The organism is Winogradskyella sp. (genome assembly GCF_025210595.1).
Classification (GTDB): Bacteria; Bacteroidota; Bacteroidia; order Flavobacteriales; family Flavobacteriaceae; genus Winogradskyella.
The window spans coordinates 22,394-35,466 of record NZ_JAOARH010000030.1 but is presented as its reverse complement, the minus strand read 5'-3'; the positions used below and the strand labels follow the sequence as shown (position 1 = coordinate 35,466).

8 protein-coding genes are annotated in these 13,073 nt (G+C 32.5%); 4 read left to right on the top strand and 4 right to left on the bottom strand.

Annotation, left to right across the window (positions count from 1 at the left end; all coding sequences use genetic code 11):
• Nucleotides 1–197 precede the first annotated feature (197 nt).
• The 3 genes from N4A42_RS02775 to N4A42_RS02765 all read left to right on the top strand — a co-directional run bounded on the left by N4A42_RS02775 (nucleotide 198) and on the right by N4A42_RS02765 (nucleotide 7,237).
• Nucleotides 198–4,157, top strand: coding sequence for a T9SS type A sorting domain-containing protein (locus tag N4A42_RS02775; protein ID WP_294069548.1), 3,960 nt, complete (start codon nucleotides 198–200; stop codon nucleotides 4,155–4,157).
• A 214-nt stretch (nucleotides 4,158–4,371) separates the two neighbouring features.
• Nucleotides 4,372–6,333, top strand: coding sequence for a choice-of-anchor L domain-containing protein (locus tag N4A42_RS02770; protein WP_294069545.1), 1,962 nt, complete (start codon nucleotides 4,372–4,374; stop codon nucleotides 6,331–6,333).
• Between the two features lie 106 nt (nucleotides 6,334–6,439).
• Complete coding sequence (locus tag N4A42_RS02765; RefSeq protein ID WP_294069542.1) at nucleotides 6,440–7,237, top strand: DUF6503 family protein; 798 nt, start codon at nucleotides 6,440–6,442, stop codon at nucleotides 7,235–7,237.
• Between the two features lie 47 nt (nucleotides 7,238–7,284).
• Here the strand turns inward: N4A42_RS02765 and N4A42_RS02760 are convergent, their stop codons facing one another.
• Complete coding sequence (locus N4A42_RS02760) at nucleotides 7,285–8,352, bottom strand: DUF3810 domain-containing protein (protein ID WP_294069539.1); 1,068 nt, start codon at nucleotides 8,350–8,352, stop codon at nucleotides 7,285–7,287.
• A gap of 253 nt (nucleotides 8,353–8,605) precedes the next feature.
• On the opposite strand from N4A42_RS02760, the gene N4A42_RS02755 reads away from it, so the two are divergent.
• Complete coding sequence (locus N4A42_RS02755) at nucleotides 8,606–10,069, top strand: aminoacyl-histidine dipeptidase (RefSeq protein ID WP_294069536.1); 1,464 nt, start codon at nucleotides 8,606–8,608, stop codon at nucleotides 10,067–10,069.
• 199 nt (nucleotides 10,070–10,268) lie between these two features.
• Here N4A42_RS02755 and N4A42_RS02750 read toward each other — a convergent pair whose 3' ends face one another.
• Genes N4A42_RS02750 through N4A42_RS02740 form a run of 3 tightly spaced genes read right to left on the bottom strand, consistent with a single transcriptional unit; the run spans nucleotide 10,269 to nucleotide 12,971 of the window.
• Nucleotides 10,269–11,429 (bottom strand): peptidylprolyl isomerase, encoded by a 1,161-nt coding sequence (locus N4A42_RS02750; protein ID WP_294069532.1) that lies wholly within the window; start codon nucleotides 11,427–11,429, stop codon nucleotides 10,269–10,271.
• Nucleotides 11,422–11,955: a gliding motility-associated peptidyl-prolyl isomerase GldI gene (gldI, locus tag N4A42_RS02745; protein WP_294069529.1), complete on the bottom strand. Its 534-nt coding sequence runs from the start codon at nucleotides 11,953–11,955 to the stop codon at nucleotides 11,422–11,424. The genes N4A42_RS02750 and gldI overlap by 8 nt, the downstream gene beginning before the upstream one ends.
• Nucleotides 11,952–12,971: a bifunctional oligoribonuclease/PAP phosphatase NrnA gene (locus tag N4A42_RS02740; protein ID WP_294069526.1), complete on the bottom strand. Its 1,020-nt coding sequence runs from the start codon at nucleotides 12,969–12,971 to the stop codon at nucleotides 11,952–11,954. Before N4A42_RS02740 ends, gldI begins: the two co-directional genes overlap by 4 nt.
• Nucleotides 12,972–13,073: the final 102 nt, after the last annotated feature.

The window sequence follows — 13,073 nt, the reverse complement described above, 5'->3', positions numbered from 1 at the left end:
TTTTGTGGGCTCGATATAAACTTCATCATAGTGCAAAATGGTGATTAAATCGTGTTCAAAATTACACTTTTCAACTTCAATCTTACTCAAAACCGCTTTTTAATTTCTGTTTAAACAAATATATTGTTCTCTTAACTTTATAGAAGTAATTGTGTGAATTAAATTTCTTACATTTAGGGAATTATAAAACCAATCTTATGAAATTAAAACTATCTAGAAGCGTTCTGCTTTTAACTTTTTCATTTTTATTTGTTTTCTCGCAAGGATATTGTTTAACTGAGAAAAGTATAAATTCTGATGCGCTGTTTGATTTTTCTGGCGAATCTTGTAATAATCCTACTACTGTAAATGTCGAAACAGATTGTTCAGTAGCTTCATCCATAACTTTAGATTTTTCAATAGCTACAGATATTGATGCGAGTGGGGAAAACCCGTCGTGTGATGCTGCAGGAAATTATGGTTATTTCATAAGTTTTTCAGCTCCTTCAACGGGTTCTGTTGTTATGAATTTTGGAGGTTCGGCCAATAATATTGGTTTAGAAGTTTATGAATCTTGTGATGGTACAGCTGTTTCTGCTTGTACTAATAATACATTTGATGCAGGCGATAGCTCAGAAGTGATAGGAGGCTTAACACCTGGTAATACTTATATTGCTGTTTTTTGGAGAGATTCTGCAACAGGTACTGCAGACATATGTATAGAAGAAGGACCTTCTTGTCCTTTTCCTGCTAGTTTAGATGCTGTAAATCTTTCAGGAAGTTCAGCCGATTTGGTTTGGACAGAAACTGGTACTGCTACATTATGGAATATAGAATATGGACCTATAGGATTTGTGCAAGGAACAGGAACGCTTATAAATAATGTTACAACGAACCCTTACTCTTTAACTGGTCTAACACAAAGTACATCGTACGACTTTTTTGTACAAGCCGTATGTGATGGTAATGAAACCTCTGATTTTTCTGGACGTTTTACATTTTTTACACCACCAGAAACTAACCATACAATAGATTGTAGCTCTGGACCAATAAATTTAGATTATTGTTATGAAAACGGAGGTAGTACTAATCCGGAAATTTTCACATTTACAAGTAATGATGGTTCTCCTTTAAATTTAGTTTTTAACTCTGGTAATGTAGAAAGCGGTTGGGATGAGTTTGTTGTTTTAGATTCTAATGGTTCACCATTTCCAGGTTATGCTCTGTCAGATAATAATTATGGTAATAATGGTGATTTAAGTGGTTTATCATTTCAATCTAGTGGAGATTCTATTTCGTTTTATATAAACTCTGATGGGTCTGTTAGTTGCGCATCTGGCTCTGGAAGCTTGTCTTCTGGTATTAATTATACCGTTAGTTGTGCTACTTGTGTTAACCCAGAAGTTGATTTTGCTATTATAAATGATTGTGATAATGGCGATCAATTTTTAGTGGATGTAGATATTACCAATTTGGGTGATGCTACTTCTTTAACAATATCAAATAATTTTGATGATAGTACAACTTCAGTAAATGGAGTAGGAATATATCAAGTAGGTCCATTTCCTTTTTTACAAGAAATTATCTTAACGGTTAATAATGATCAAGATATAAACTGTTTTGTGTCTAGTGATTCTTTAGAGGTTTTAACTTGCCCACCAGCAAATGATGAACCTTGTGATGCTATTGTTTTAGATTTAAATGCTAGCCAAGCTTGTGATTATTTAGGTTCAGGAACTATTTTTGGAGCTACAGATTCTGGTATTTCAAATGACTTTTGTTCTGGTGTTCCTAATGATGATGTTTGGTTTCAATTCGAGGCCACTTCCGAAAATCAAATCATAAGTGTTCAAAATGTTGTTGGTGGTACACCAAACTTAGATCATACTGTTTATGAGGGTACATGTGATAATCTCACAGAACTTTATTGTGATGAATCAATTACATCAGCAGCAACTCAGTTGGTTGTTGGATCTACATACTTTGTAAGGGTTTTTTCGAGTGGAAGTGTAGAAGAAACAGCTACGTTTGATATTTGTATTAGAGAAACAGCTGCTAGTTTTGCTTGTGAACAAGCTGTTCCTTTTTGTTCATCTAACGGAACATTTACAACAGCTAATGCTGTAAGTGTACCTGGTTTGGGAAATGTAGCATGTTTATCTACAACTCCAAACCCAACATGGAACACTCTTCAAATAGGAAGTTCAGGAACTATAGAGGTTGAAATACAGCAGACTACTGCAGATGGGTTATCTGGCTTAGATGTTGACTTTGCAATTTGGGGACCTTTTAATTCTGTTGATGAAGCATGTTCTAATATTTTACTAGAAGATTGCCCAACGTGTCCTAACAACTTAATAGACCCAAATTTTTATCCTTTTGGTAATATTGTAGATTGTAGTTATTCTGCGGCACCAATTGAAAGTTTTACCATTGATAATGCTCAGTATGGTGAAGTATATTTATTACTAGTAACAAATTTTAGTGGGCATTTAGGGACAATTTCAATTGAGCAAACTAACTTGGGGCAAGAAGATGCAGGTAGCCTTACAGCTGAGCTCGAAATTGATTTAGGACCAGATATTAATGTTTGTGAATTGGTAGAAGATACAGTTGTTATTGACGCTACAACGCCTTTTGCAGATAATTATGAATGGTATTTTAATGGAGTATTGTTAGTTTCTGGTGAAGATGAAGGTGAGATTGAAGTGTCTGAGTCTGGAGTTTATACGTTAATTGCATATAATGAAAATTGTGATGTACTATCACAAGATGAAGTTGCAGTTTCGTTTTTAGATTGCTCTACCGTAGGTCTTATTAATGTTTCAGCATTTAATGATAACAATGCTAATATGGCTGTAGATTCAGGTGAGTTTAATTTTACTAATGGCTATTTTACATATGAAGTTAATAATGATGGGATTATAAATACTGTAGCGTCTTCTACAGGTGCATTTACAATTGCAAGCGATGATGAACTCAACACTTACGATTTTAATTATTATTTCTATGATGAATATGAAGATTGTTTTGATGTTTCTACTCTAAGTTTTGATGATGTAAGCGTTTTGTTTGGTGAGAGTGTAGATGTTGAGTTTCCAATAGTTGATGCAGGAACCTGTGAAGATATTGGATTATATCTTATAAGTCAGCAAGCACCAAGACCTGGCTTTGACCATTTAAACTATCTTGTTATTAATAATTTTGGGTTAACAACGGTTTCAGGAACAGTTGAATATACTCTAGATGAGGATTTAGTAATTAATGCAATTAGTGAAGGTTCTAATTTTACCACAGCAACAACAACCGATGGTTTTAACGTTCAGTTTACAGATTTAGCGCCAGGAAATAGTATTACGGTTTCTATCTCGTTAATGACACCAGCAACTGTGGTTCTTGGTGAAATGGTTACTAACACAGCTACTTATACTACAGCAGTAAATGATATGGTTACAGAAAACAATTCAACTACAGTTACAGAAGAAGTTATAGGTGCATATGATCCTAACGATAAAATGGAAGCTCATGGTCCAGAGGTTGTTTATGATGATTTTGTAGCAAGCGACGAATGGTTATACTATACAGTCCGTTTTCAAAATTTAGGAACAGCCGAAGCAATTAATATTAGAATTGAGGATGTTTTAGATAGTCAGTTAGATCAGTCAACATTTCAGATGCTGAGATCTAGTCATGATTATGTAGTAACTAGAATAGATAACAATCTAGAGTGGGTATTTAGTAACATTAATTTACCTGCTGAGCAAGATGATGCAGATGGTAGTATAGGTTTTGTGTATTTTAGAGTAAAACCTTTACAAGGTTATAACGTTGGTACAGTAATACCAAACTCAGCAGCTATTTATTTTGATTTTAATGCACCAATAATTACAAATACATTTACTACTACTTTTGTTGAAACACTTTCAGTAGGTGATGTTAATAATGCTAGCTTTAGTATTTATCCAAATCCTGCAAAAGATTTAGTGACGATACAGTTAGCTAATTTTAATGATTCATATACTATAGAGTTAATAGATATACAGGGTAAGTTGATATATAAAAAAGCAATTAATTCAGACATGTCAGAACTTAATATATCTTCTTTAAAATCTGGATTATATTTTGTTCAGTTAAAAAGCGGTAGTAAAACCATGGTACAAAAGCTTATTATTGAATAACCTAAAACCATAACTAATAAATAGAAGCTTCAGAGTTTTTCTGAAGCTTTTTTTTATAAATAGCTTAACTATCTAATCATAAGTTAGTTTTAGGCTTAACTTTTGTTTCCTGATCATTCATATTAAAAACAGGTCTAATTTTTTATAATTTTAAGGTAGGAATTTACTTAGGGTGTTTGTTTTATTTATGTAATAAAAATCAATCAATATAAATATGAAAAAACTACTACTAACTTTTTTACTTCTTTTTACAGCTTTTTGTTATGCCCAAGTGGCAAATGGACCACAAACTTTAGAAGCCTGTGATGACAACAACGATGGTTTTGTAACCTTTGATTTAACGGTATTAGATCCAATAATTATAGGAGCTCAGAATCCTGTGGACTTTACAGTAAGTTATTTTTTAACACAGATGGATGCTGACACCAATAGCAGTCAACTACCATATTTTTATACAAATATTTCTAATCCACAGACTATAGTAGCAAGAGTTACAGATAATAGTACAGGAAATTTTGATACTACAGAAGTAACACTACTAGTTAATCCGGTACCAGTATTTAATTTAGATGATCAATATATTATATGTACAGGTTTGCCAGATGTTAATTTGCCAGTTATAAGCACTAATTTATCGTCTAGTGTTTACAGTTTTGAGTGGTTTTATGAGGGTAATCCCATAGCTGGTGAAACAAGTTCTAGTTTAATTCCAAATCAACCAGGTAATTACAGTGTTGCTGTTACAAATATAAGTTCTACTAATACGTTATGTACAGCTAATGCTGGTACTGAAGTTGTAGAAATTGATTGTGCTACAGAAAGTGTTACTGTAGATGAATCTGCATTTTCGGTACAAGAACTTGTAGAAGATGTATTATTAGCTGGTCAGTGTAGTGAAGTGTCTAATGTAAGTTATTCCACAGGGTCACAGTTTGGTAGTGGTAATCCATTTGGAATAGGATATTTTTCAACTGAAGGGAATACTTTTCCATTTAGTCAAGGTTTGGTTATTTCAAACGGAAGTGCTAGTGCTATTTCAGGACCAAATACTGCTCTAAATAGTGTAGGTAGTGGTGCTAATACGTGGCCAGGTGATATGGATTTGCAAAATATAATTCCTACCCAAACCTACAATGCTACAGTTATAGAGTTTGATTTTATACCAGAAATAGATGAAATAAGTTTTGAGTTTTTAATGGCTTCAGAAGAGTATGGTCAAGGTTCTTTTGAGTGTAGTTTTTCAGATGTTTTTGCAATTCTATTAACCGATTCGCAAGATAATGTCTATAATTTAGCTGAAGTGCCAGGAAGTGGAGTTCCAATTTCTGTGAGTGGTATACACCCAGCAAATGATAGTTGCGATGCAGTGAATGAAGCGTATTTTGGAGGTTATCTTGCACTGAATGCGCCACCTATTCAATTAGATGGAAGAACGGAAGTGTTTACAGCACAAGCATCTGTTAATATAGGAGAATCTTATCATATTAAATTAGTAATAGCCGATGCTTTAGACTCATTTTATGATACAGCTGTGTTTTTTAATTCAGAGAGTTTTGATATAGGTGAGTTGTGTTCAGATACAGATGACGATGGAGTTATAGATGACGATGAAGATATTAATGGAAATGGTAATTTAGATGATGATGATACCGATAATGATGGTACACCAAACTATTTAGATGATGATGACGATGGCGATAATGTAGCTACAGCAGATGAAATACAAGTTCTAAATGGTCGTACAACTAATTATGTATTTATTGATACCGATAATGATACTATTGAAAACTATTTAGACGATGATGATGATGGAGATGGTGTATTAACTATAGAGGAAGATTATAATAATAACGGTGATCCTGCAGATGATGATACAAATACCAATGGTATACCAGATTATTTAGATAATGCGGTTGCATTAAGTCTTAACAATTTTTCTGCATTAAATTTTAAACTCTATCCAAATCCTGCAAAAGATTTAGTAACGATACAGCTAGCTAATTTTAATGATTCACACACTATAGAGTTAATAGATATACGAGGTAAGTTGGTGTATACAAAAGCAATTAATTCAGACATGTCAGAGATTAATATATCTGCGTTAAAATCTGGATTGTATTTTGTGAAAATCACAAACGGTATAAGCTCAAAAGTGGAGAAACTGGTAATAGATTAAACCATAGAAAATTATTAAGATTAAAAGCTTCAGAATTTTTCTGAAGCTTTTTTTGTAATGTATTGTTTATTGAAACGTCAAAAAGTTATTAACTAATAAACATATTATGAAAAACACATTTTACGTAATCATTTTATCTATTTTAATTTCGGCTTGTAAAAATGAAAAAGCAACAGAGTCAACAAATGTAGATGAAGTAACTAAGGAAGATGTTACCACAAGTATTTATCCAAAGGCTATAACTAAAGTTTTTGATGCACATGGCGGAATTGATAACTGGAATACTATGCAAACATTATCTTTTACTATAGATAAACCCAATGGAAAAGAAGTAACAACAACGCATTTAAAAACAAGAGCCGAGTTAATAGAAACACCAACTTATGCTATGGGTTATGATGGTGAAAATTTGTGGATTAATGAAAAAGATGGAAACGAATACAAAGGCAATGCAAAGTTTTATAAAGGTTTAATGATGTACTTTTATGCAATGCCTTTTATTGTTGGGGATAATGGAATTATTTACGAAGAAACTGAATCATTAACTTTTGAAGGAAAAACGTATCCTGGAATTTTAATTTCTTATGAATCTGGTATTGGAGCATCTCCAGACGATCAGTATAAAATCTATTTTGATGATAATACTGGTGAAATGGTTTGGTTAGCTTACACAGTAACTTTTGGAAAAAATGAAAAAAGCACAAATTTTAGCTTTATAAGATACAACGACTGGCTAATAATTAATGGATTAAAGTTGCCTAAAAGTATAGCATGGTATCAGGTAGAAAATAATGAGCCTGTAAAAGAACGAAGTGTTATAGCGTTTAATAATGTTTTATTATCTAAAGAAGCGCCAGATAACAAAATGTTTAATAAGCCTGATGGAGCAAAAATTATTGAATAATGCTTTTGTTATTGCGATGCCAACGTTAATGGTTGGTGTCGCAATTATTAAAGAGGTTTGTCATTATAATAATTAACCAAAAGTGCAACAACATAACTATAACTTTTCATACCAGCAGATTGGTTGTTGGCTTTAAGAAAACTGTCAAAAGTTTTTTCAAATACAGGTTCTAACGGATTTTCATAAGACCTCCAAAAATTCTTAACCTCTTCGTAATTTTTTAAGATGCCTTTGTTTACGGTTGCTAAAATTTCATAATACAAGTCTTCATCTCTTTTATAGATTTCAACAAGGCAATAACGTAATCCAAAAGTATAGCCAGAATATTTAAAGTACATATCGTCATTGTAAATTGCGGCTAGGCACCCAATAAAATTAGCTTCATTTTCAGCAGCATAACCTAATTGGTGAGCAATTTCGTGACACGAGGTTGTTGGAAATTTATATGTAGGAATGAGTCCGTCAACCTGAGCTTCATTCGTAAAAGGATTAAGATAACCCGAAAAACCCATATAAGTTAAAGGAGTACTGTAAAGCGATTTTTTTATGCTTTTTGGATTGTAATTAAGATGTGGGTATGTTTTGGCTAAGACTTTATAACCGTTTTTTACTTTATCAAATACTTCAGATTTAGAAAAAGGCATTTCAACTTTTGTGGAGTCATTAATAGCTAACTCATTGTGTATAGCGTTAGATTTTTCAATGAGGCGTTTTGTGAAATCTACTAATTGCCCTGTGGAGTATTCCGCTTCAATATTTAAGGATTTATAGAGTGGTTGTCTGTAATAGTTAAAAGCCCAAAATATATGAAAGGCAAAATAAGCGATTGATAGTGTAGCACCAATATCTAACAACCAATTAATAGTATCTTTAAAAATGCGTTTTCTGTTTACAATTAACCAACGAATAATTAAGATGCCAGCCAATGTGTAAAATATATCACCAACAGAAAAGGGAATCCAGCCAAAAATATAGCGCGTTAATTTTGATATAAATATATAAATACCATTGCTGTAGAATTGTTCAATGAATTCTGGAAAATGCTTAAAAATCTGAATAATAATAATCTGAACAATCAGAAAGAGAGTTATGATGAGTTTCTTGTTTTTAAGCATAAATCAAAAATAGAAAAAACTTGTCATTTCACGTTTAACACAAAATCTATATTTATATAAGATTTAACATCTGATTTAGATTTAGAAATACTTAAATAACACAAACACAAGCTCGTTTATGATGGTAAAAATCATGTGCCTTTTTGTATTTTTGTAATAATAGAATCAATTATTAATTCAATCCAGATTATGCAATAGATTTTCTAATGCACAATCTGGGTTTATAAAAACTCCCAGTTTTAGGGTATTGTATATGAGTCAAGAAATAAGAAACTTAGAGCCAAATGCACTTTGGAATAAATTTGCAGATTTAAACGCAGTTCCTCGTCCTTCAAAAAAGGAAGAGCGTGTTATAAAATTTATGAAGGATTTTGGTGAAAGTTTAGGTTTAGAAACTATTGAAGATGAGGTTGGTAATGTAATTATAAGAAAGCCAGCTACCAAAGGTATGGAAGATAGAAAACCTATTGTAATGCAATCGCATTTAGATATGGTTCATCAAAAAAATAACGACACAGTTTTTGACTTTGATACGCAAGGTATTGATATGTACGTAGAAGGAGATTGGGTAAAAGCAAAAGGAACGACATTAGGCGCAGATAATGGTTTAGGTGTTGCAACGATTATGGCAATACTAGAGAGTGATACTATTGTACATCCAGATTTAGAAGCTTTATTTACTATTGATGAAGAAACTGGTATGACAGGCGCAATGGGTCTGCAAGGAGGTTTGCTAAAAGGAGATATTCTTTTAAACTTAGATACTGAAGAAGATGATGAGATTGGTGTTGGTTGTGCAGGTGGAATAGATGTTACAGCAAAAGGAAGCTATAACGAAGAATCAGTTGCTAAAGATGGTATGAAAGCCTGTAGAATTGAAGTGAAAGGTTTACAAGGAGGCCATTCTGGTATGCAGATTCATGAAGGTTTAGGTAATGCTAATAAGATTATGAACCGATTGTTATTTGCAGTTATTGAAGACATTCAGGTTTCAGAAATTGATGGAGGTAGTTTGCGTAACGCTATTCCTAGAGAAAGTATTTCTACTATAGTTTTTAAAGAAGATAAGAAAGAATTATTATTAAACCTTTTAAATGCTTTAGCTAATACCATCAAAAAAGAATTGAAGACGATGGAGCCAGATTTAGAAATGGTATTTACTGAAGTAGATGTGCCAGAACATGTTATGCCATTTGAAGCTCAGGAGCAGATTCTTAAAGCTTTGTATGCAGCACATAACGGAGTTTATCGTATGAGTGCTGATATTACAGATTTGGTAGAGACTTCTAATAATTTAGCAAGAGTTATTGTTAAAGATGGTCATATTAAAGTTGGTTGTTTAACGCGTAGTTCTGTAGAATCTTCTAAAATGGATTTAGCAAATACCTTAAGAGCAACTTTTGAATTAGCAGGTTGTGAGGTGGAATTCTCAGGAAGTTATCCTGGTTGGACACCAAATATGGATTCTGCAATCTTAAAAGTAATGGTGCCAATTTACGAACGATTAAATAATGGTGAAAAACCTCATGTAGCTGCTTGCCATGCAGGATTAGAGTGTGGAATTCTTGGGCAGAATTATCCAGATATGGATATGATTAGTTTTGGCCCTAATATTAAAGGAGCGCATTCTCCAGATGAACGTGCACAGATTTCTTCTGCACAGAAATATTGGGAATATGTTTTAGAGATATTAAAGAATATTCCTAAGAAGAATTAAAATTGTAAATAAACAAATTGATTTGTCATTCTAAATTCATTTTCAGAATTTTAGACAGAAAACTCACATGAGTCTTAGATGCTGAATAAAGTTCGGAATGAAAACAAGATAGATGTAATAGTTTTGGAAATAAAAAAAGCAGCTGCACTTCGACTACGCTTAGTGACCAGCTGCTTTTTTATAACCTTTGTGAAAGCGATTATTCTTTAATACTCGCTAATTCTATATCAAACACTAAGTTTGTTTTTCCTGGAATTAGTGGTGCTCTACCAGCATCTCCGTAACCTAAGTAGTAAGGTATAAATACTCTAGCTTTATCTCCAATTTTCATATTAAGCATAGCTTCTCTAAAACCAGCAACTAAACTAGCTGTTTCGTTGTAAGGCATATCAAACGGAGTATATCTTCCAGCTTTATCTTGATTTTCATCATATTTACCATTCTTTTCAGCTACGTCTTTCCATGTTGTCCAGAATAATGTACCATCCTCAAAATAACCAGCACAATCAATATTAACTCTTTGTGATGAGTTTGGTTTTATACCATCACTTTCATGCGTAAAAATCATAGCCATTCCTGTAGGTGAATCTATTCTACGACCATCTAAAGATTCATTTTTCTTTAGCCATTCAGCTTTAGCCTTTTGGGCTAATTCTTCAGCTTTTTTTCTAGCTTCAGCTCTTTGTTGCTCTTGTCTTTCTTTAATTTTAGGCATTTCTTCTTCAAATACTTTTGGTGCATCAAAGAATTTTGCATCTTTTCCCTTTCTAATGATGTTAAGTTTGGTGATAACTACATCTTCAACAGGCTTATGATTTCTAGCTCTTGGGTCAATAACTTTTACATTAGAAATAGAATCGTGTACATCCATTCCTTTAATAACTAGCCCAAAAACAGCATGTCTATTATCTAAACTTGGCCATTCTTTTTCCATAATAAAGAATTGACTTCCGTTGGTGTTTTTTCCAGAGTTTGCCATAGATAAAATACCTGGTTTATCGTGTTTTAATTCAGGGTGAAACTCATCTGGAAATTTATATCCAGGATCTCCCATTCCTGAAGCTGTTGGGTCACCACCTTGAATCATAAAATTATTTACAACTCTATGAAATGTAATACTGTCGTAATAAGGCTTTCCTTTATATTCTTCTTTAGTCATTGGATGATTACCTTCGGCTAAAGCCACAAAATTAGCAACCGTTACAGGTACCTTATCATAATAAAGTTCTGCAAGCATAGTGCCTTTATTGGTAACAAATTCAGCATAAATTCCGTCTTCTAAATCTGGATACTTTTCCTGGCAAGAGATATTTGCCAATACAACTAATACAACGAGGGTTGTAAGTGCTTTTTTAATCATGTTCTTGAGTTATAGTGTTTAATTTTACTTTGCAAATTAACGGAACATTTGTTCCTATTTTGTTATCATCTCCATAGTAGCCATAGGCTTTTTGAGATGGGAAAATAAAGGTAATATCATCGCCAGGTTTCATTAATTTTAAACCTTCTCTAAGACCTGTGAATAATTCTTGTTTATCCATTACATAGGTCTTGCGTTTTTGTTTATAAATTTCTTCACCATTGATATCTGAAATGCTGTATTGAAAATCTACAATATCTCCAAATTTTGGTTGTATAGTATCGTTTTGGGTTTTTACATTGTAATAGTACCAAAAACCACTTTCGGAAGCAATATAGTTCTCACTAGGGTTGCTTTTTATGATTTCTTGAATGATTAATTGCTCCTTTTCGTTAAGTTTTTTATTACGTTCAGCAGATTCTTTTAAGAAAGATCCAGATTTTACAGTTTCTGGTATTCTAGCTTCTGGAGACTTGCAGCTCGTTACAATTAGTGCTATAATTAATATGTAGAATAGATACTTCATTCTTGGGACAATTCATCTTTATATTGCGGTAATATACTAATAAATTTATCAATCGTTGCTTGTAAGCTTTCTTCGCATCGTCCTCCAGCAGCATTATCATGCCCTCCACCATTAAAGTGTGCTCTAGAAAATTGATTTACTGAAAATGAACCTTTGCTACGTAAGGAAATTTTAATGATGCCTTCTTGTTGGTTTTCAATAAATATTGCAGCAAAAATGACACCTTTTAAAGATAAACCATAATTAACAAAACCCTCAGTATCTCCTTTTTTAAAGTTAAATTCATCTAGCTCTTCTTGAGATAAAGTAATGTACGCTGTTCGTAATTCAGGAATTACTTTTAGGTTTTGTAAAGCTCTTCCTAATAGTTGCAAACGACTATAATTGTTCGTGTCAAATACGTTGTTATGAATGTTAGAATTATTGGCTCCTTTAGCAATTAAGTTGCCAACAACTTCATGTGTTCTACTTGTAGTTGACGGAAAACGAAACGAGCCAGTATCTGTCATAATACCAGTATATAAACAACTTGCAATTTTACTGTCTATTTTATTTAAATCACCAAGCATTTCTATGAAATTGTAAACCATTTCGCAAGTCGAAGACATACTTGTGTCAGAATAAGTGTATTTAGCATAATTGTCTGGTTGCTGATGATGGTCTATCATGAGCTTTGTTGCTAAAGATGCTTCTAATGGTTTTTCCATATCACCCGAACGATGAAAAGCATTAAAATCTAAAGTGAAAATAAGATCTGCATTTTCAATTAAAGCTTCACTTTTTTCTTGTTGATTTTCAAAAATTACAACAGAATCATTACCTGGTAACCATTTTAAAAAATCAGGATAATCATTTGGTGCTATTACAGTAGCATTATGATTATAAGATGTTAAATAGTGATATAATCCTAAAGTAGAGCCCATAGCATCACCATCAGGATTTTTGTGTGGTACAATTACAACATCCTTTGGTGTGCTTAGTAGCTTTTTTATTTCTGAAATCTGCGTTTTAATCATAAGAAGCGAATTTACAATTTTTAGAGTTTTAGAAAACTATATTTAATATGAAATTAAGATAGCTTTATAAACTCTATTTATTTTTCTGTATTAGACTTTGTT